The 17,474-nt window shown below is 62.5% G+C and carries 23 protein-coding genes; 20 read left to right on the forward strand and 3 right to left on the reverse strand.

Annotated elements, in window-relative coordinates:
- Positions 1-240: 240 nt before the first annotated feature.
- From IWW33_RS00285 to IWW33_RS00375, 19 genes are all read left to right on the forward strand, one after another.
- A complete protein-coding gene (locus IWW33_RS00285; RefSeq protein WP_196914159.1) occupies positions 241-1,368 on the forward strand; it encodes a hypothetical protein in 1,128 nt (375 codons plus the stop codon).
- A 10-nt stretch (positions 1,369-1,378) separates the two neighbouring features.
- Positions 1,379-2,140 carry an ERF family protein gene (locus IWW33_RS00290; protein WP_196914160.1) on the forward strand — a complete coding sequence of 254 codons (762 nt, stop codon included), beginning with the start codon at positions 1,379-1,381 and terminating at the stop codon, positions 2,138-2,140.
- Positions 2,137-2,904 (forward strand): lambda exonuclease family protein, encoded by a 768-nt coding sequence (locus IWW33_RS00295; RefSeq protein WP_196914161.1) that lies wholly within the window; start codon positions 2,137-2,139, stop codon positions 2,902-2,904. The genes IWW33_RS00290 and IWW33_RS00295 overlap by 4 nt, the downstream gene beginning before the upstream one ends.
- A complete protein-coding gene (gene ssb / locus IWW33_RS00300) occupies positions 2,901-3,437 on the forward strand; it encodes a single-stranded DNA-binding protein (RefSeq protein WP_196914162.1) in 537 nt (178 codons plus the stop codon). Before IWW33_RS00295 ends, ssb begins: the two co-directional genes overlap by 4 nt.
- 253 nt (positions 3,438-3,690) lie before the next feature.
- Positions 3,691-4,038: a hypothetical protein gene (locus tag IWW33_RS00305; protein WP_196914163.1), complete on the forward strand. Its 348-nt coding sequence runs from the start codon at positions 3,691-3,693 to the stop codon at positions 4,036-4,038.
- A complete protein-coding gene (locus tag IWW33_RS00310; RefSeq protein WP_196914164.1) occupies positions 4,013-4,348 on the forward strand; it encodes a hypothetical protein in 336 nt (111 codons plus the stop codon). Before IWW33_RS00305 ends, IWW33_RS00310 begins: the two co-directional genes overlap by 26 nt.
- A gap of 74 nt (positions 4,349-4,422) precedes the next feature.
- Positions 4,423-4,941, forward strand: a complete 519-nt coding sequence (locus tag IWW33_RS00315; RefSeq protein ID WP_196914165.1) for an NUMOD4 domain-containing protein — start codon at positions 4,423-4,425, stop codon at positions 4,939-4,941.
- A 13-nt stretch (positions 4,942-4,954) separates the two neighbouring features.
- Positions 4,955-5,506 carry a hypothetical protein gene (locus IWW33_RS00320; protein ID WP_196914166.1) on the forward strand — a complete coding sequence of 184 codons (552 nt, stop codon included), beginning with the start codon at positions 4,955-4,957 and terminating at the stop codon, positions 5,504-5,506.
- A gap of 14 nt (positions 5,507-5,520) precedes the next feature.
- Positions 5,521-6,144: a hypothetical protein gene (locus IWW33_RS00325; protein ID WP_196914167.1), complete on the forward strand. Its 624-nt coding sequence runs from the start codon at positions 5,521-5,523 to the stop codon at positions 6,142-6,144.
- A gap of 77 nt (positions 6,145-6,221) precedes the next feature.
- On the forward strand, positions 6,222-6,407 hold the full coding sequence (locus tag IWW33_RS00330) for a hypothetical protein (protein ID WP_196914168.1): 186 nt from the start codon (positions 6,222-6,224) through the stop codon (positions 6,405-6,407).
- 4 nt (positions 6,408-6,411) lie between these two features.
- Positions 6,412-6,588, forward strand: a complete 177-nt coding sequence (locus IWW33_RS00335; RefSeq protein WP_196914169.1) for a hypothetical protein — start codon at positions 6,412-6,414, stop codon at positions 6,586-6,588.
- Positions 6,589-6,602: 14 nt separating this feature from the next.
- The gene (locus tag IWW33_RS00340) at positions 6,603-7,505 is read left to right on the forward strand and encodes a hypothetical protein (RefSeq protein ID WP_196914458.1); all 903 of its coding nucleotides are present in this window, start codon (positions 6,603-6,605) and stop codon (positions 7,503-7,505) included.
- 80 nt (positions 7,506-7,585) lie between these two features.
- A complete protein-coding gene (locus IWW33_RS00345; protein ID WP_196914170.1) occupies positions 7,586-8,026 on the forward strand; it encodes a hypothetical protein in 441 nt (146 codons plus the stop codon).
- On the forward strand, positions 8,023-8,292 hold the full coding sequence (locus IWW33_RS00350; RefSeq protein WP_196914171.1) for a hypothetical protein: 270 nt from the start codon (positions 8,023-8,025) through the stop codon (positions 8,290-8,292). The genes IWW33_RS00345 and IWW33_RS00350 overlap by 4 nt, the downstream gene beginning before the upstream one ends.
- The gene (locus IWW33_RS00355) at positions 8,289-8,669 is read left to right on the forward strand and encodes a DUF4406 domain-containing protein (protein WP_348635150.1); all 381 of its coding nucleotides are present in this window, start codon (positions 8,289-8,291) and stop codon (positions 8,667-8,669) included. The genes IWW33_RS00350 and IWW33_RS00355 overlap by 4 nt, the downstream gene beginning before the upstream one ends.
- A gap of 46 nt (positions 8,670-8,715) precedes the next feature.
- Complete coding sequence (locus IWW33_RS00360) at positions 8,716-8,889, forward strand: hypothetical protein (protein ID WP_196914172.1); 174 nt, start codon at positions 8,716-8,718, stop codon at positions 8,887-8,889.
- 63 nt (positions 8,890-8,952) lie between these two features.
- Entirely contained in the window at positions 8,953-9,267 is a 315-nt protein-coding gene (locus IWW33_RS00365; protein ID WP_196914173.1) for a hypothetical protein, read from the forward strand.
- Positions 9,268-9,305: 38 nt separating this feature from the next.
- The gene (locus IWW33_RS00370; protein WP_196914174.1) at positions 9,306-9,482 is read left to right on the forward strand and encodes a hypothetical protein; all 177 of its coding nucleotides are present in this window, start codon (positions 9,306-9,308) and stop codon (positions 9,480-9,482) included.
- A gap of 170 nt (positions 9,483-9,652) precedes the next feature.
- A complete protein-coding gene (locus IWW33_RS00375; protein ID WP_196914175.1) occupies positions 9,653-10,837 on the forward strand; it encodes a DUF3596 domain-containing protein in 1,185 nt (394 codons plus the stop codon).
- Here the strand turns inward: IWW33_RS00375 and katG are convergent.
- Positions 10,832-13,087, reverse strand: a complete 2,256-nt coding sequence (gene katG, locus IWW33_RS00380; protein ID WP_196914176.1) for a catalase/peroxidase HPI — start codon at positions 13,085-13,087, stop codon at positions 10,832-10,834. The two genes, IWW33_RS00375 and katG, sit on opposite strands and share 6 nt — an antisense overlap.
- Before the next feature lie 312 nt (positions 13,088-13,399).
- Positions 13,400-14,278, reverse strand: a complete 879-nt coding sequence (locus IWW33_RS00385; protein WP_012314122.1) for a DMT family transporter — start codon at positions 14,276-14,278, stop codon at positions 13,400-13,402.
- A 227-nt stretch (positions 14,279-14,505) separates the two neighbouring features.
- Between IWW33_RS00385 and IWW33_RS00390 the strand changes: the two genes are divergently transcribed.
- Entirely contained in the window at positions 14,506-15,330 is an 825-nt protein-coding gene (locus IWW33_RS00390) for an aldo/keto reductase (RefSeq protein WP_115275071.1), read from the forward strand.
- Positions 15,331-15,356: 26 nt separating this feature from the next.
- Here the strand turns inward: IWW33_RS00390 and IWW33_RS00395 are convergent, their stop codons facing one another.
- The gene (locus tag IWW33_RS00395; RefSeq protein ID WP_174141466.1) at positions 15,357-17,456 is read right to left on the reverse strand and encodes an EAL domain-containing protein; all 2,100 of its coding nucleotides are present in this window, start codon (positions 17,454-17,456) and stop codon (positions 15,357-15,359) included.
- Positions 17,457-17,474 lie beyond the last annotated feature (18 nt).

A 17,474-nucleotide genomic window follows, 5' to 3' on the forward strand; every position in this document is an offset into this window, starting at 1 on the left:
TCCATGCTCTTCGCCTGCACCTTCTTCATGCTCGCCAGCGCACTGGCCGGCAGCATCACTTCCTGAATACACACCCGGCGCACGGCGGGCCTTCGGGATAACCGTACCCCTTGCGGGAGCGTAAGCGGCGAGAGCGCGCAACCATCCACCGCAGCCAGGGCCTGGGCGGCACCTCCAATCTGGGTGACCTGGCATTCCCCTATTCCAACTGACGGCGCCGGCCTGGCGCGAGGTTTTCCAATGTCCGCAGAACAGAAACTGATCGCGATCGAAGAGATCAGCGAGGCGAACGCCCCGGCCATCTACGTGGCCGGCGGCCTGCAGCAATTCATCGACCTGGTGAAGGGCGAGATCGAAGGTGAGGTGCCCGATCTGACCACCCGCAAGGGCCGCGAACGCATCGCCAGCCTGGCCGCCAAGGTCAGCAAGTCGAAGACCGCTGTCGAGAAGCCGGGCCGCGACTACCTGCGCCGGCTGAAGGAAATGCCGAAGGTGGTCGAGGCTGAGCTTCGCGAGTTCGTGACCAAAATGGACGCGCTGCGCGACGAGGTTCGGCAGCCGCTCACTGATTGGCAGGCTGCGGAAGATGCCCGGGTCGACAAGCACAACTCGATGATCCGCCATATCGAAGACTGCGGACTTGGCCTGATCGGAGGCCAGCCACAGCCGTTCGTACTTCTCTTCAGAGAGCTCGAAGAGAAGATCATCGTCGACGAGAAATTCGAGGAGTTCGAGGCCGAAGCTCATCGCGCAAAAGCCACGGCGCTGGTCAAGCTACAAGCCTCCTTCGATGAGCATCAAAAACGCGAAGCTGAGCAAGCTGAGCTGGCCCGCCTTCGCCGCGCAGAGGAAGAGCGCGCCGAGCAAGACCGTATCCGGGCAGCGCAGGAAGCCGCTGTCGAGGCTGAGCGCCAGCGCGTGGCCCAGCAGCAGCAAGCGGAGCGCGAAGCGGCAGCCCGCCGTGAGCAGGAGCTGCTTGACCAGGCCGCTGCGCAAGAGCGCGAAGCCGAGAACCAGCGTCTCCAGCTCAAGCTGCAGGCGGAGCAAGCCGAACGTGCCCGGGTTCAGGCTGAAGCCGATCGCGTTGCCGCCGAGCAGCGGATGGAGCAGGAGCGTCAGGCGGCCGCACGCCGGCAAGAGGAAGCAGCAGAGCAGGCCCGCCAGGAAGAACGTCGCCGCGCTGATGCCGCTGCCGCCGAGATCCTCCGCCAGCAAGAGGCCCGCGAGCGCGACAAGGCGCACCGGGCCAGCATCAACCGCGCCGCCCTGGAGGCCTTCGTAGCTGGCGGCATGACCGAGGAATGCGCCAAGCAGGCAATCACCCTGATTGCCCAGCGCAAGATCCCCAACATCGCCATTACTTACTGAGGCACAGACCATGACCAGCGCAATCATTGTGCCGGAACAGCGCCGCCAGGCAGCGGCTGCGCCCGGCCCCGTCGACAACAGCATCATGGCGGTTATCAGCCGAGCAGCTGCCGATCCAGCCTGCGACATCGAGAAGATGGAGCGGCTTCTGGCCATGCATGAACGCATGCAGGCCAAGACAGCTGAGGCAGCCTTCAACGCAGGTATGGCCCAGATGCAGTGCGAGATCCCGACCGTGTTCGAAGCGGCGGTGAATCTGCACACCGGCAACGCCTACGCCACGCTCGACGACATCACCCGAGTCGTCAAGCCGATCATGCAGCGGCACGGGTTCGCGATCACCTTCAAGGTGGAGAACCAGGACAAGTCGATCAGCGTCACCGGCATCCTGATGCACCGCGACGGACACCGCGAGCAGACAACCATGACCTTGCCGGCCGACATCGGCAAAGGCCGGAACGATGTTCAAGCGGTCGGCTCGTCCACCACCTACGGCAAGCGCTACGTGATGTGCGCCTTGCTGAACATCACAACCGGCGACGTCAGGGACGACGACGCGCAATCCTCGGATGGCTCCAATACCGCAGAAGCGCGAGCCCAAGCGGTCACCGACATTCTTGCTCAGGTCGAAGCGGCTGCTAATCCCGACGAGCTCAAGGATGTCTGGCAAGCCTCGCTGAAGGTCCTGCAGGCCAGCGGCGACAAGGCAGGTTACGACACGGTGAAGATCGCCGTGACCAAACGGAAAACAGTACTGGAGGCCAACCCATGATTATCGTCAATTGCACCCAGGGCTCACCCGAGTGGCTGCAGGCCCGCGCCGGTGTGATCACCGCCAGCATGTTCAGCACCGCCCGCTCACGGGTTAACGGACTGAACGCCCAGCAGAAGAAGTACGTCGACGCCATGCTTGCCGGCCTTGGCGAAACCAAGGCGATGGAGCTGGCGGGCTACAAGGCCGGGCCAAAGGCCGAGGTTGTGCAGCGAGCCCTGGACGGCGAAACGGTAGGCGAACCATCGAATGCCGCACTCACCTACGCCTTCGAGCTTGCCGTCGAGCGCATCGGGGGCGCCCCGCTCGATGGAGGGTTCGAGACCTGGCAGATGCGCCGCGGTCATGAACTGGAGCCGGAGGCGCGGATGGAGCACGAAATCCAGACAGGCCTGATCGTCACGCAGGTCGGTCTGGTCAAAACAGACGACGGCTCGTTCGGCGCCAGCGCGGACGGCTTCATCGGTGAAGACGGCGGAAGCGAGTACAAGTGCTTCCTGGCGCCGGACAAGCTACGCGCCTTCCACATCGACAACGACGCGAGTGATGTCATTGACCAGGTGCAGGGCTGCATGTGGATCACCGGCCGCAAGTGGTGGCACATCGGGATGTACTGCCCCCTCCTCAAGCCCGTAGGTCGCCAGCTCTGGTGGCGCGAATTCAAGCGCGATGACGACTACATCGAACAGCTTGAGCAGGACCTATGGGAATTCAAGCTGTTGGTCGACGGCTTCGAAAAACAGCTTAGGAGTAAAGCGGCATGAGGGGCATCAACAAGGTAATCCTGGTCGGAACCTGCGGCCAGGACCCAGAGGTCCGCTACCTGCCCAACGGCAACGCGGTCACCAATCTGAGCCTGGCCACCAGTGAATCGTGGAACGACAGGCAGACCGGCCAGAAGGTCGAGAAGACCGAATGGCACCGGGTCGTGCTGTTCGGAAAAGTCGCAGAGATTGCCGGCGAGTACCTGCGCAAAGGCTCACAGTGCTACATCGAAGGCAAGCTCAAGACCCGCGAATGGGAGAAGGACGGCATCAAGCGGTACAGCACAGAGGTGCACGTCGATATCAACGGCACCATGCAGTTGCTGGGCGGCCGACAGGACAGCCAGGGCGGCGGCCAGCAGCAACAGCAGCGCCCGCCTCAACAGCAGCGGCAACAGCGTCAGCAGCCTCGCCAGCAGCACAGCTACAACCAGAATGACAACTACGGACAGCAGAGCCAGCAGGCCGCGCCGCCGGACAACTTCGACGACGATATCCCGTTCGCCCCGCTCCACCCTCTCGCAGGTGCATAGCCATGCCAAGAGTGAAGCCTGAAAAAATCCACCCACTCCCCTATTACCAAGGCCGGACCGCTCGTGCTTCCGGTCGCTGCCGGGCGTATCAGCCTCACCCCGAGATGTCGGTCGACAGCGCCTGGTGGCTCGGGGGCTGGCACGACTGCGACATGGAGTTATCGCATGAACCGAAGAATCACCCGATCGCTGCAGCTGCACAGGCGGCGTGAGCAGTTAAACCTACCGCCCAGTGGCCTACAGGAGGTCAACCATGGCGCAAGCAATTGTCTCCCCTCTTCGAAAGCCGGTACGCAAGCTGTACAACACCCGCAGCGGCGGCCAGTACCGGCCTGACGATGTGGCCCTGGCCTTTGCACTGAGCCTGCGCGAGCACGACAGCGCCGACCACCTGCGCAGGCTGGCCCGGCGCCTGGTCGACAAGGTCTGCCTGGAGCACCAGCCGAACATGAAGCGCCTGGCCCGCGAGCCGGACGACGCCAAGGTGTTCGACGCGGCGCTCAAGATCATCAACCGGGTGTGCGACCTGCTGGAGTACGCCCCGGGCACCCGCTTTGTGCGCAATGGAGGCGATGATGGCTCTGACGCAGCAGCAGCGTAATGACAACGCTGAGCGGAAGCGCATCAAGTTCGATGAGAAGGCTCTGAGGCATCGGGTACGCCCGGGCATCCATCAGGCGATGGACCGGATCTGCGAGCGATCCAAAGGCATGCAGATAAACGAGGTGCTTCAGATGGCGATCCTGAAGATGGACGCCATGAGCGACGATGAGCTGAGCAAATTCCTCATGGTGCGCCACGAAATCCTGCTTAGTGAAAACGTGGTGCAGGCATTCAACGATGCCAGCGTGCGGAAGATCATTTCAGATCCAGATCAGGACGCCGACGACGAAATCGATCGTCCTTCGTAATACCCCATCCCGAACCAAATTGCCACCATGCCGCATCCGGCCACGGAGGGCGGCGCATGCTTGGGAGATAATCCATGCATCCAGAATGGAGGCCGATTCTCGGCTTCGAGTCAGCCTACCTGGTCAGCTCCGAAGGCCAGGTCAAATCGGTAGCCCGGGGCGCAGGTCGAGTGCCTGAGCGTCTGCTGAAGCAGTTTGCCGACCGGGGCGGCTACATGAAGTTGGTGCTCTGCCACAACGGTCAGCGGACCAACGTCTATGCCCACCGCCTAGTGGCAGAGGCCTTCCTTCCAAATCCTGAGGGCCTAGCTCACGTGAATCACATTGACGGAGCCAAGGACAACAACTGCAGGGAAAACCTGGAGTGGGCCTCGTCTGCCGAGAACAACATCCATGCGTGCCGGGTACTGCTGAAACGCGTGCGCCCAGTGGTAGCAGAAAGCACCACAGGCCCGGTTTCGCTTTGGTACCCGAGCATTCGGCAGGCGCTGGAGGATGGCTTCCACCGCGGCTCAATTCAGCGTTGCATTGAAGGTCGGCGCCGCCGTCATGGTGGGTACCGCTGGCATGACTGCCTGCAATTGCAGGCCTGAACAAGGAAACACCATGAGCTATTTCTACAAGACCGAATCGCCAAAGGTCCTGGCCGCTGTGCGCGCCTGGGACGAGAAGAAAGCGGCCTGGAACGCTCAGCGCAAGAAGCTGGGCGAAGCCTTCGGCGCCGACGCCTCGCCGATGTACAGCGGCTCCCGCAACTACGTCGGCGGTATCAAGCTCAGCGCCAGCCGCGATCTGGATGTGCATTGGTGCCGCCCTGACGAATACGGCTACCGCTCGCTGCGCCGGGCGCCCAAGCATGCCAAGGGCACGGACAAAGAGGTGCGCGTGGCAGAGAAAGCTGAGCACCAGCGCCTGGAAGATCTCTGGAAAGCACATTGCCCGGACGATATCGACCGCGACGAAATGTGGGATGCCATCGGCGTCGAGCGCGGCGGCATCTGGCTCAGTGGCGGGGTGTGCTTCACCTATTGCGATACCGTGTACCTGAACCTGGGCAGCAAGGCGGCTGACGGCGATGTCGACGGTCTGGTTGAGATCGTCAGCAGCGACTACGAAACGGCCCGCCAGCGCGTGCTCAACCAGCGCAAAGCGGCCTGATCAAGGAGCGCCCAATGAGCCAGTTCTACCTTCAGGACAGCCGCAGCAACACCGGCGACGGCCTCATGTTCTGGGCCTTGGGTGGCGGCTACACCACCAGCCTCGACAAGGCCGAACTGTTCACCCAAGAACAAGCATGTGGCCATCGGGAAACAGACATTCCCTGGCCAAAAGATTACGTCGATGCCCGCGCACATCTCGGCGTCGACCACCAGTACATCAGCCTGGACGAAGCCCGCGATCAGCTGAGCCCGGGATGCACTGTTGTCCTGCAGATCCCTGGGCACTGGAACGGGAACGACATTGCCTTGGCCAGGTGGCCAATAGGCCACACGTACCGATTCGAGAAGGCACACCACCTCACGCTTGAGGTTGCCGAGGCGATCGGCAACACGCCAGAGGAAGCGGTGATCTGGCCCTTGTCTTACCTCGAGGCCAAGGCCCGGCGCCTGGTGCACAAGCGGGACGTGAATATCAAGGAGGCCCTGCGCGGTACCGGTATCGAAATGTCGGTACCGAGGAAGCAGCGCAAGCCCTGGGAGCGACCGCTCAATTGCCACGGCTGCGGCCGCTTCATCAGCTGGGACGGCCGATTCCTCAACGACTGCCAGAACTGCGGCGCGAACAACTGCCCCTGACCCTCCGGCGCTGCCCGCCAGCGCCTTCCCCTATTCAACGATAACGCACCAGGCCGCGCAGGCCAGGAGGCTTTCCCATGCAAGTCATCTATGCCGGCCTGCGAAACGGCCAGCGCGATCAGGAAATTCACGATGCCCTGCAATCAAAGCACGTCGCCCAGGTATCCGAAGAGTTCAGGCTTTCGCCAAACACTATACGTGCGGCCGCCAAGCGCATCGACAAGATCACAGTGTTCGATCTGCAACTTACAGGGGGGGGGTAAGCCGATGGTGATCGGAAAGGTCGCCTCAGACTGCTTCCGGAAAGCTGCTCTGGGCGCCTACCGAGCGTATCGCGGCACCTTCCAACACCTCGACCTGCCCTGCTGGGCAATCACCGATGGTGCGCAGCGAATCGAGGTCACCGAACTCCGGCTGATCGACACCGGCAAAGCCGAAATATGAACACGGACTATCCCATGCCCACAGAAAACCGATCCAGCAACACAGAGATGGTCAGCGTGCCGCGTAGCCTTATCCAGTCAGCATCCCGCGAGCCGAGCGGTGAAGTCATTAACGTATCCCGCCGTCACGCGCTCGAAACGCTGCGCGAACTTCTGTCCAAGCCAGCCCCGCAGCCCCCCGAGCCAATAGCCTGGATGGTTGGTACTGCCATCTGGTGGACCAAAGAAGAGGCAGAGAGGGATGCGGCGGCTACCGGCCTACCAGTAACGCCAGTCGGACCGATCACGGAAAGCAGCAAGCCAGTCGAGCAGCGCCAGGGCGCGCTGGCCATTCCTGAAGAATGCCCACATCTGATTGTGTTCGATGACACCCAGATTGATCAGTTGATGTTCGCCGGTTCCGGCGCTCGAGCCGCAGCCATGAAGAAGTGGGCGGCTATCAGCACATCATGGAATGCCCACCTCTTCGTTCGAGTGGCGCGCAACTCCCGCGATGATGGTCACCTGTGCGCCACCGTCGCCGATCCTGGCGAGGTTGAGCGGCTACGCGACGAAAACCGGCGGCTGCACGAAGCTGGCGAGTTTCTGGACAGCGTAAGCCAGGGCATCGAGGACAAGCTGCGCGCCCAGCTGGCCGAGGCGCAGGCTCTGCTGACAGGTTTCTGCAATCGACTCCGCCTCATAACCGGTGATTTGCTGCGCCTTGCCCGGGAGGACGATTTCGCCACGTCAGGACCCATAAGGGATAGGGCATATGAGGCTATGGATCATGCACAAAAGGTAAGCAAATTCCTATCCGCCAGCGCAGGACCAAGCTCGCCAACATGGTCGTGCCAAGCATGCCAGGCTGAGCAACCAACTGACCGCGCGTGCGATGCGTGTGGCGGCCAAACCGCGTTGATCGCCGCCGAATCCTGACAGGAGTACATCCGTACTCTTTCCGCTGTAACCCCTCTCCCCTCTATTCACTGCCGCGATATGGCGGCCAAGGAATCCTCGTGCCTGAAGAAACGCGTATCGACCTTGAAAGCCTTGAGCAGAAAGCCCGTGCAGCCAGTACAGGGCCATGGATTGTCCATGCGGATGGCATGGAGTTCGCCAGCTCAGATCGCTCCACAAACCCCGGAATCGACACCGCAGATGGCCAGGTGGTCTGCTGGTGGGGGACCGGTCTTTGCGGTATTCCCCAGAACCCCGACGCCGAATTCATCGCCAGCGCCAATCCTGAAACTGTGCTGACCCTAATTGCAGAGGTCCGCGCCCTCCGAGCAGACGCAGATCGGTACCGCTGGCTGCGCGATCCTGACGGCCAGGAAGATCTCACCAGCGAATACAACATGCCGCCCATCATCTGCGGCTACGCCGAGCATGAGGACATCCTTGCCAACGACGCGCTAGACCGCGCGATCGACCAGGGTATGGAGGCGCTCAAGTCATGACCCGCCTCGCCCTCTGCCTCCTGCTGCTGGCCACCGGCGCCAGCGCAAACGAACTGCCTTCAGGCGTCTGGACTTTCGAAGACAAGCCGCGGGGCGTCGTCTGCTACGTGATGGGGTCGCTTGGCAATGACTCGATCAGCTGCGTGAAGGTATGGCTCCCGCAAGTAGCGGAAAGCCAGCGCCAGCTCTCCCCGCACGAAACCCAACCCGAACCTACACCCGCTCTGGCGCCTGGGCGCTGGATTGATGAGAGGTATCAGCTGTGAGCCAAACGAACGTAACCAGCACGGAACGCGCCGTCCTTCTCACCGAGGACCGCGCCAACCGCGTCTATATCGCCGGCCCCATGACCGGGTTGCCTGAGTTCAACTTCCCGGCGTTCCACGCCATGGCGGCGGTGATGCGCGCTGAGGGATGGCACGTTGAAAACCCGGCCGAGCACGGCCACGTCGAAGGCGCCGAGTGGGCAGACTACCTTCGTTTTGATATCGGCCGGCTATCGACCTGCGAAGCCATGATGCTGCTGCCGGGCTGGTCGCGGTCGCGCGGCGCTCGCCTGGAGGTGCACATCGCCAAGGAGATCGGCATGCGCATGCTTCTTGCCGATGGTGCCGAGCCGGTCGGCATCCAGGAGGCAGCATGATCGCCCTCGCCTACATGGCCTATCTGATCTGCAGGGGACCGCGATCATGAAAGCGCGAATGACCTACTGGAACGGCTCCTGGTGGTGCCGACGTATGGGAGTGACCGGCCAGGGCACCACCATGAAGGAAGCCTGGGACGACATGTGGAAGCTTTACTTCGAAGCCGTCCGCCCTGCTCGCCCGCAGACGTTCCACTCCCCGCGCATCCGCTGCGGCTAAGCCGAAACTTCCCCCATCCCCAACGACTCAAGCCCGCCGACATGCGCGGGCATGGAGAGACTCATGCTCAATTTCTTGGCCCGCCTGTTCAAGCGCAAGAAGAAGCCGGCACAACGCGCCGCGCTCGGCCCGACCGGGTATGCCCGTGGCCACAGCCCGGCATCCGGCCGGCAAGACCCGATGCTCGACCCGCTCAACCCCATGAGCCCAATCAGCCCTATGCATCCCATACATCTGGCGGACAGCTACGAGCCGGCTCGCTCGAGCAGTTCGTGTGCCAGTCGGGACTACGGCAGCTACGACAGCGGCAGCAGCTACTCGTCGAGCGACAGCAGCAGTTCCAGCGATAGCGGCTCCAGCTCGAGCAGCTGCGACTGAGCGCCAACCTGCCGCCACCGGCGGCGTGGAGACCATCCATGAACCTGATCGACTGCTACGTCACGAAGATCCTCGGCGAGCCGTACCGCAAGTTCGGCGCCTGGTGGGTCGATGTCGAGTATGACGCTTGGGGCAGAACCAGCAAAACCCAGCTCATGTTCCGCACCGAGGAAGCCGCCCGCGCGGCGAAGGTCGGGCACCACTTCACGGCCTGAGGAGGCCCTAACATGGTCCGATACAAGACCGTAGAACAGTTCTCTCGCGAATCCGGCTACACACCCGACGCCATAAGGACCAAAATCCGTGACGGCAAATGGCCGAAGCACATGGTCTGGCGCAAAGCGCCGGATGGAAGAATCCTAATTGACGTTGAGGGGTATTACTCATGGGTAGAGATGGGGGAGGCGTCAGGCCCGCGTCTTCAAGTAGTATCGAAATCACATTCCAATACCAGGGCGTCCGGTGCCGGGAACGGGTCCAGCTCAAGCCCACCACCGCTAACCTGAAAAAGGCCGAGCAACACAAAGCTGCCATCGAGTACGCCATTTCAAACGGAACGTTCGACTACGCAGCTACATTCCCGCGATCAAAGCGCGCTGCCCAGTTCGCCAGGACCAGCTCGAACCAGAATATCGGTATCTACCTGGACGAATGGCTGGAGCGGAAGACGCAGAACTTCAAATCGAGCACCACAGCCCTGTACCGTTCGATCATCAGGTCGGTGCTCAAGCCAATGTTCGGGAGTCTCTCGCTCGGAGAGCTGAACAAGAAGGTGATCAAAGATCAGTTCTCCGGGTACAAAGTGTCGAACAAGAGGCTGACCACTGTTCAGACCTGCTTTCGGTCAGCTCTCAATGATGCGGTAGAGGACGAAATCATTGAGACAAATCCGCTTTCTGGATGGGCATATAAGAATCGGGAGGAGGTCAAAGAAGAGGACGATGTGGACCCGTTCACCCGCGAAGAGCAAGAAGCTCTGCTCAAGGCATCACGAGGAGAGACATGGGCGCAGCTTCAGTTCGCCTTTTGGACGGGGCTTCGTCCTAGCGAGCTGATTGCGCTGGAATGGGGGGATATCGATTGGATCGCTGGTGAGATCCGAATTGTCCGGGCCAAGACCAGGGCAGCCAAGGTTCCCGAGTCGACCAAAACCGCCTCAAGCCGGAGAACGGTTAAGCTACTTGGCCCTGCAAGGGAGGCACTGCTCAAGCAGAAGGAGCTGACCTTTCTGGCCGGAAAGCACGTATTCCTGAACACAATCACTGGCGAGCCATGGCGGCATGCAGGCTACATCTACCGAGTGATCTGGGTTCCTGCTATGAAAAAAGCAGGCGTACGGTGGAGGCGCCCTTACCAGAGCCGACACACGTACGCCTCGATGATGCTCAGCGCTGGCGAAAACCCAATGTGGGTTGCCCAGCAAATGGGCCACAAAGACTGGACCATGATCGCCAAGGTTTATGGTCGCTGGATGCCCTCCGCTGACGTCGGAGCCGGAGGGCGCGCAGAGGCACTTTTTGCGAGTAATGCCAGCGTTATGACAACATCACCCCTAGACCCCGCATTATAAGTCGAAACGATCCAGCTCCATCACCTTCACCCAAGCCGCAACGAAGTCCTTGACGAACTTGTCCTTGCCATCGCTGCTGCCATACACCTCGCTCAGCGCCCGCAACTGCGCATGCGAGCCGAACACCAAGTCCACACGGGTGCCTGTCCACTTCACCTGCCCGGTCTTGCGGTCGCGGCCTTCGAAGCTTTCGTTGTCGCCCGAGGTGGCCTTCCACTCCACACCCATGTCCAGCAGGTTGCGGAAGAAGTCATTGCTCAGGGTGCCAGGCTGGTCGGTGAACACGCCGTCCTTGCTGCCGCCATGGTTGGCACCGAGCACCCGCAGGCCGCCGATCAGCACGGTCAGTTCCGGCGCGGTCAGGGTCAGCAACTGGGCTTTATCCAGCAGCAGTTTCTCGGCCTTGACGCTGTAACGCGCCTTGGTGAAATTGCGGAAGCCGTCAGCCAGTGGCTCGAGCACAGCAAACGACTCGACATCGGTCTGTTCCTGGGAGGCGTCGACACGGCCCGGGCGGAATTGCACGTTGCCAGCGTAGCCGGCATCTTTGGCGGCCTTTTCCACAGCGGCGGTACCGGCCAGCACAATCAGGTCGGCCAGAGAGATGTGCTTGCCACCGTTGTTGAATTCACCCTGGATCTGCTCCAGTGCCGCCAGCACTTTGCCCGTGCCCTGGTTGGCTGGCCAGTCCTTCTGCGGCGCCAGGCGCAGGCGCGCACCGTTGGCGCCACCGCGCTTGTCGGAACCACGGAACGTCGAGGCGGCCGCCCAGGCGGTGAATACCAGCTCACCGACGCTCAATCCCGACGCCAGTATCTTGCTCTTGAGCGCGGCAATGTCCTGCTCACTGGGTAACGCTTGATCGGCCTTGGGCAGCGGGTCTTGCCAGAGCAGTTCCTCGTTGGGCATTTCCGGCCCGAGGTAACGTGCCAGCGGGCCCATGTCGCGGTGGATAAGCTTGTACCAGGCACGGGCGAAGGCGTCTGCCAGCTGGTCGGGGTTGTCCTTGAAGCGCCGGGCGATCTGCTCGTAGATCGGGTCGAAGCGCAGGGCCAGGTCAGAGGTGAGCATGGACGGTGCGTGGCGTTTGCCCGGGTCATGGGCATCCGGCACGGTGCCAGCGCCTTTGCCCTCCTTGGGCTGCCACTGGTGGGCACCGGCTGGGCTCTTGGTCAGTTCCCACTCGAAGTTGAACAGGTTGTTCAGGTACTCGTTGCTCCAACGCGTTGGCGTAGAGGTCCAGGTCACTTCCAGGCCGCTGGTGATGGTGTCGCCACCCTTGCCGGTGCCAAATTTGTTGGCCCAGCCCAGGCCTTGCAGTTCAAGGCCGGCGGCCTCCGGTTCGGGGCCGACGTTGTCGGCCGGCCCTGCACCGTGGGTTTTGCCGAAGGCGTGGCCGCCGGCGATCAGGGCCACGGTTTCTTCATCGTTCATGGCCATGCGGCCGAAGGTTTCGCGGATATCCTTGCCCGAAGCCACCGGGTCGGGGTTGCCTTCCGGGCCTTCCGGGTTGACGTAGATCAGGCCCATCTGCACGGCGGCCAGCGGGTTTTCCAGGTTGCGCTCGGCCGACAGGTCGCGGTTCTGTTCTTCACCATGCTTGGCGGGTTCGGCCACCAGGTCCCCCTGCCCGGGCGCCTGGGCCTTGACCTGGTCCTTGCCATAGCGGGTGTCGCCGCCCAGCCAGACCTTTTCCGAACCCCAGTACACGTCTTCGTCCGGCTCCCACACATCCGCCCGGCCGCCGGAGAAACCGAAGGTCTTGAACCCCATCGATTCCAGGGCGACGTTGCCGGTGAGCACGATCAGGTCGGCCCAGGAGATCTTGTTGCCGTACTTCTGCTTGATCGGCCACAGCAGGCGCCGCGCCTTGTCCAGGCTGACGTTGTCGGGCCAGCTGTTGAGCGGCGCGAAACGCTGCTGACCAGAGCCGGCGCCGCCACGGCCGTCACCGATGCGGTAGGTGCCGGCGCTGTGCCAGGCCATGCGGATGAACAACGGGCCATAGTGGCCAAAGTCGGCCGGCCACCAGTCCTGGGAGTCGGTCATCAAGGCGGTCAGGTCTTGCTTGAGCGCCTGGAAGTCGAGGCTCTTGAACGCCTTGGCGTAGTCGAAGTCCGGGTCCATCGGGTCGGACTTGGCGCCATGTTGGTGGAGAATCCTGAGGTTGAGCTGGTCAGGCCACCAGTCTCGGTTGGTGGTGCCGCCACCTGCGGTTTGATGGAACGGGCATTTCGATTCGTTCGACATCTGCGGTTACCTTTGGGTCGGTTATCCAGATTTCCGGTCTATGCCAGGTGTTCTTTGAGCCGAGCACATGGGCTCATGCCTACCCCTCATCAGGTCAGGTCGGTCACGTTCCGACAGGGGCTTGCGAAGCTGTCACGGCGTGGCGGCAGGGTCTTGCACCCAGGTGCTCTGACGCCGCCCGCAGGGGAATTCGCAGGGCCACGGACAAGACTAGTCGAGCTTGGGCAGACTTCTAATAGAGTGGCTATTGGAGGGTGATAGGTAGGCTCTGTCAGGATTGCCGGGCAGGCGACAGCGCCCCCTGCCACCGGCTCACTTCCTGCGTTGCATCCAGGCTGCCCCAAGCCCACTCAGGCAGATGATGGCGATACCCAGCAAGGTGGTGCTATCGGGCACCTGCCCGTAGATCAGCAACCCCAGCAAGCCGGCAAACACGATCTGGCAATAACTGAACGGCGCCAGCAGAGCCGGCGCGGCGTGGCGGAAGGCCTGGGTCAGCAGCAGGTGCGCACTCATGCCGAAACCGCCCAATGCCAGCATCAGCAGCGCGTGGTCCCAGCGCGGCAGCTCCCAGAAAAACGGCACCAACGCACTCATTACCAGCGTGTTGCACAGCCCGGCGTAGAAGTTGCTGGTGGTGGGGCTGTCATGGGCGGCGAGTATGCGCGTGAGCAACTGGTAGAAGCAAAAGCCTAGCGCCGAGCCGAAGGGGTACAGGATTGCCGGGGTGAACATCGCGCCACCGGGGTGCACCACCACCAGCACGCCGATGAAGCCCAGCACCACCGCCACCCATTGCCCAGGTGTGACGCGCTCCTTGAGCAGCGGCGCCGACAGCGCAGTGACCAGCACCGGGGCCAGGAAGTTGACCGAGGTCGCCTCGGCCAGCGGCAGGTACTGCAAGCCGGTGGTGAACAGCAGGCTGGTGCTTAGCAAGCTTAACGCGCGCAACGTCTGTAGCACCGGGCGCCGGGTGCGCAGCACATTCAGGCCGGATTTGGGCAGGAATATGCCGGCCATCAGTAGCGTGTGCACCAGGTAGCGGGCCCACACCACCATGATGATCGGGTATAGCCCACCGAGGAATTTGGACAAGGCATCGTGGCTGGCGAACAGGAACGTGGCCACCACCACCAGGGCGATGCCGCGCAGGGGGTGGTTGACTCCGGACAGCGGTGTGCTGGAACTCATGGCGTTCTCGATGGCGGCGCTGCGGCATGCAGCGCCAGGTGAAGGCAGTGCGACAACAGGGATTCTAGAAGAGATACGACGACTTAAGGAAGGTCAATTGACACGCCGGTTCAAGCCAATGTGTTTTCCGTTCGCTGATCGACCACTTTCAGCTCCCTACTCGTGGTCCCTGACAGGCGAAACGCGCACCATCGAACGTGGCCCTCGAACCCGAACAAGGAGTTTTCATGCATAGGCTCACCACCCGCAACGGCCTCGACCTACCCAGCATCGGCCTGGGCACCTGGCCGATGACCGGCGCCGAGTGCACGCGTGCAGTTCACCAGGCACTGGAGCTGGGTTACCGGCACATCGATACCGCCACCGCCTACGACAACGAAGCTGCTGTTGGCCAGGCGTTGCGCGACAGCAGCGTGCCACGCGAACAGATCCACCTGACCACCAAGGTCTGGTGGGACCGCCTGGCGCCCGAGGCCATGCGCCAATCCCTGGAGAACAGCCTGCGCGCCCTGGGCACCGAGCAGGTCGACCTGTTCCATATTCACTGGCCCGGCAAGGACTGGGACCTGGCCCGTAGCATCGAGACGCTGGTGGCCCTGCGTGACGAGGGCAAGGTACGCAGCATCGGCGTGGCCAACTTCCCCCTCGGCCTGCTGCGCCAAGTGATCGAAACGCTGGGCGCGCCGCTGGCGGCGATCCAGGTGGAATACCACGTGCTGCTCAGCCAGCAACCGCTGCTCGACTATGCCCGCCAGCACGACCTGCTGCTAACGGCGTATACCCCGCTGGCCCGCGGGCGGGCGGCGGCGCAGCCGGTGATCCAGGACATCGCCCGCAAGCATGGTGTGTTGCCGAGCCAAGTGGCGCTCAAGTGGTTGCTGGACCAGGACGGCGTGGCGGTGATCCCCAAGGCCAGCAGCCGCGAGAACCAGCTGAGCAACCTGGCGGCGCTGGATGTGCGCCTGGATGATCAGGATCGGGCGCTGATTGCCGGGTTGCCAAAGGATCAGCGGGTGGTGAACCCAGACTTTGCGCCGGACTGGAACAGCTGAATGCCAGGGGCCGCTTTGCGGCCCCTTCAACCCACCGCCACAGCCACCTGCTTCAACCGCTCCCCCGCCGGCACCGGCCGCCCATACAGATAACCCTGAAAGTGCGAGCACCCCTCCGCCGCCAGGCGCTGCATCTGCTCCTCGGACTCCACCCCCTCTGCCGTGGTCTTGATCATCAGGCTGTTGGACAGTTCGGTGATCGCCCGAACGATGGACATCGCCTCGCGGCTGTCGCACATGTCATGCACGAACGACTTGTCGATCTTGATCCGGTCGAACGGGAACGAGCGCAGGTAACCGAGCGACGAATACCCGGTGCCGAAGTCATCCAGCGAAATCGACACCCCCAGGTCTTTCAGCGCGCGCAAGGTACGCACGTTCTCCTCGCTGTTGCCCAGCAGTACCGATTCGGTGATTTCCAGCTCCAGGCGCTGGGGCGCCAGGCCCGAGTCGGCCAGGGCCAGCGCCACGGTATGGACCAGGTTGGCGTTCTTGAACTGCACCGGTGACAGGTTGACCGACACCGTCTGCTCACTGTCCCAACTGGCCGCCTCCTGGCACGCCAGGTTCAGCGCACGGGTGCCGAGTTCGTGGATCAGCCCGGTCTCCTCGGCAATGGGAATGAAGTCCATGGGCATGACCATGCCACGGGTCGGGTGCTCCCAGCGCAACAGCGCCTCGTAGCCAGTCACGCTGCTGGTCTGCTGGTCCACTATCGGCTGGTAATGCAGGTGCAACTGCCCAAGGTGCAGCGCAGTGCGCAGGTCTGTTTCGACCAGGCGGCGCTGGCGGGCGGCGACATCCAGTTCGACGTGGAAGCACTCAAAGCGGTTACGGCCATTGCGCTTGGCTTCGTAGAGGGCCATATCGGCGTAACCGAGCAACTGTTCGGCCTGTTCATTGTCATCGGGGGCAATGGCGATGCCGATGCTCACGCCCACCGTGAACTGGTGGCCTTCGATCTGGAACGGCGGGCAAATCGCTTCAATCAGGCGCTTCGCCGTATTGCAGGCAGCCTCGCGGCCGTCCAGGCCAGTCAGCACCACGGCGAACTCGTCGCCGCCCAAACGGGCCAGGGTGTCTTGCTCGCGCAGCTCGCGGCGCAGGCGCTTGCCCAGGGCGCGCAACAGCTTGTCGCCGAAGGCATGGCCGAGGGAGTCGTTGATGTTCTTGAAGTTGTCCAGGTCCAGGCACAGCGCTGCGGTCAGCTTTTCGCTCTGCTGGCCGCGCACCAGTGCCTGCTTGAGCCGCTCGTTGAACAGTGTGCGGTTGGGCAAACCGGTCAGCGCGTCGTGGTGCGCCATGTGGTGGATCTGGGCGTGGGCGGCCAGTTCCTCGGTGGCGTCTTCTGCCACGAACAGCACATAGTCGGCCTGGCCTTCGCGGTTCTGGCTGAGCAGGGCACGGCTGCGCAAGGTACGCGGACCACAGGCGGTATCGACCCGGGTTTCAGCAGCATAACCCTTTGGGTTGCGCGCGCCACGGGCGAGCTGCTGTTCCAGGTAGTCAGCCGCAGCCGGTGCCAGGCACTCACCCGGCAACTGGCCGATCATGCTGCTGCCGCGACCACCGAACAGGCGTTCGGCCTGCTGGTTGGCCAACAGGATGCGCTGGCTTTCCAGGTCCTGGACGATAACGCTGGCGGGAATGTTGGCGATCACCGAATCAAGGAACTGCGAGAGCTTGGTCATCTCCTGGCTGTACTGTTCAGCCAGCTCCTTGGCCTGCAACAGCTCCAGTTCCTGCTGGCGCCGCTCGGAAATGTCGCGGGTGACCTTGGCGAAGCCAATCAGATGGCCGTTGTCATCGCGCACCGCCTCGATCACCACGTGGGCATGAAAGGTCGAGCCGTCCTTGCGCAGGCGTGCGCCGGTTTCTTCGAAGCGGCCCGTGTCGCGCGCCTGCGCAAGGTTCTGCTCGGGCAGGCCGGCGACGCGCTCGGCTTCGCTGTAGAACAGCGAGTAGTGCTTGCCGACGATTTCGTCGGCAAGGTAACCCTTGGCCCGCTGGGCGCCCGGGTTCCAGTTGGCGACGATACCGTCGGGGGTGAGCAGGTAGATGGCATAGTCCACCACGCTCTGGATCAACAGCCGATACATGATGTCGGGGCTTGCGACTAGCGACATGAAAATTTCCCTGAACCT

The organism is Pseudomonas sp. M2, from assembly GCF_015751845.1.
Taxonomy (GTDB): Bacteria; Pseudomonadota; Gammaproteobacteria; order Pseudomonadales; family Pseudomonadaceae; genus Aquipseudomonas; species Aquipseudomonas putida_E.

Bases quoted from the DNA above. Each gene is read 5' to 3' on its own strand.
- IWW33_RS00285 (WP_196914159.1), top strand. From the start codon at position 241: ATGTCCGCAGAACAGAAACTGATCGCGATCGAAGAGATCAGCGAGGCG.
- IWW33_RS00290 (WP_196914160.1), top strand. From the start codon at position 1,379: ATGACCAGCGCAATCATTGTGCCGGAACAGCGCCGCCAGGCAGCGGCT.
- IWW33_RS00295 (WP_196914161.1), top strand. From the start codon at position 2,137: ATGATTATCGTCAATTGCACCCAGGGCTCACCCGAGTGGCTGCAGGCC.
- ssb (WP_196914162.1), top strand. From the start codon at position 2,901: ATGAGGGGCATCAACAAGGTAATCCTGGTCGGAACCTGCGGCCAGGAC.
- IWW33_RS00305 (WP_196914163.1), top strand. From the start codon at position 3,691: ATGGCGCAAGCAATTGTCTCCCCTCTTCGAAAGCCGGTACGCAAGCTG.
- IWW33_RS00310 (WP_196914164.1), top strand. From the start codon at position 4,013: ATGGCTCTGACGCAGCAGCAGCGTAATGACAACGCTGAGCGGAAGCGC.
- IWW33_RS00315 (WP_196914165.1), top strand. From the start codon at position 4,423: ATGCATCCAGAATGGAGGCCGATTCTCGGCTTCGAGTCAGCCTACCTG.
- IWW33_RS00320 (WP_196914166.1), top strand. From the start codon at position 4,955: ATGAGCTATTTCTACAAGACCGAATCGCCAAAGGTCCTGGCCGCTGTG.
- IWW33_RS00325 (WP_196914167.1), top strand. From the start codon at position 5,521: ATGAGCCAGTTCTACCTTCAGGACAGCCGCAGCAACACCGGCGACGGC.
- IWW33_RS00330 (WP_196914168.1), top strand. From the start codon at position 6,222: ATGCAAGTCATCTATGCCGGCCTGCGAAACGGCCAGCGCGATCAGGAA.
- IWW33_RS00335 (WP_196914169.1), top strand. From the start codon at position 6,412: ATGGTGATCGGAAAGGTCGCCTCAGACTGCTTCCGGAAAGCTGCTCTG.
- IWW33_RS00340 (WP_196914458.1), top strand. From the start codon at position 6,603: ATGCCCACAGAAAACCGATCCAGCAACACAGAGATGGTCAGCGTGCCG.
- IWW33_RS00350 (WP_196914171.1), top strand. From the start codon at position 8,023: ATGACCCGCCTCGCCCTCTGCCTCCTGCTGCTGGCCACCGGCGCCAGC.
- IWW33_RS00360 (WP_196914172.1), top strand. From the start codon at position 8,716: ATGAAAGCGCGAATGACCTACTGGAACGGCTCCTGGTGGTGCCGACGT.
- IWW33_RS00365 (WP_196914173.1), top strand. From the start codon at position 8,953: ATGCTCAATTTCTTGGCCCGCCTGTTCAAGCGCAAGAAGAAGCCGGCA.
- IWW33_RS00370 (WP_196914174.1), top strand. From the start codon at position 9,306: ATGAACCTGATCGACTGCTACGTCACGAAGATCCTCGGCGAGCCGTAC.
- IWW33_RS00375 (WP_196914175.1), top strand. From the start codon at position 9,653: ATGGGTAGAGATGGGGGAGGCGTCAGGCCCGCGTCTTCAAGTAGTATC.
- katG (WP_196914176.1), bottom strand. From the start codon at position 13,087: ATGTCGAACGAATCGAAATGCCCGTTCCATCAAACCGCAGGTGGCGGC.
- IWW33_RS00385 (WP_012314122.1), bottom strand. From the start codon at position 14,278: ATGAGTTCCAGCACACCGCTGTCCGGAGTCAACCACCCCCTGCGCGGC.
- IWW33_RS00390 (WP_115275071.1), top strand. From the start codon at position 14,506: ATGCATAGGCTCACCACCCGCAACGGCCTCGACCTACCCAGCATCGGC.
- IWW33_RS00395 (WP_174141466.1), bottom strand. From the start codon at position 17,456: ATGTCGCTAGTCGCAAGCCCCGACATCATGTATCGGCTGTTGATCCAG.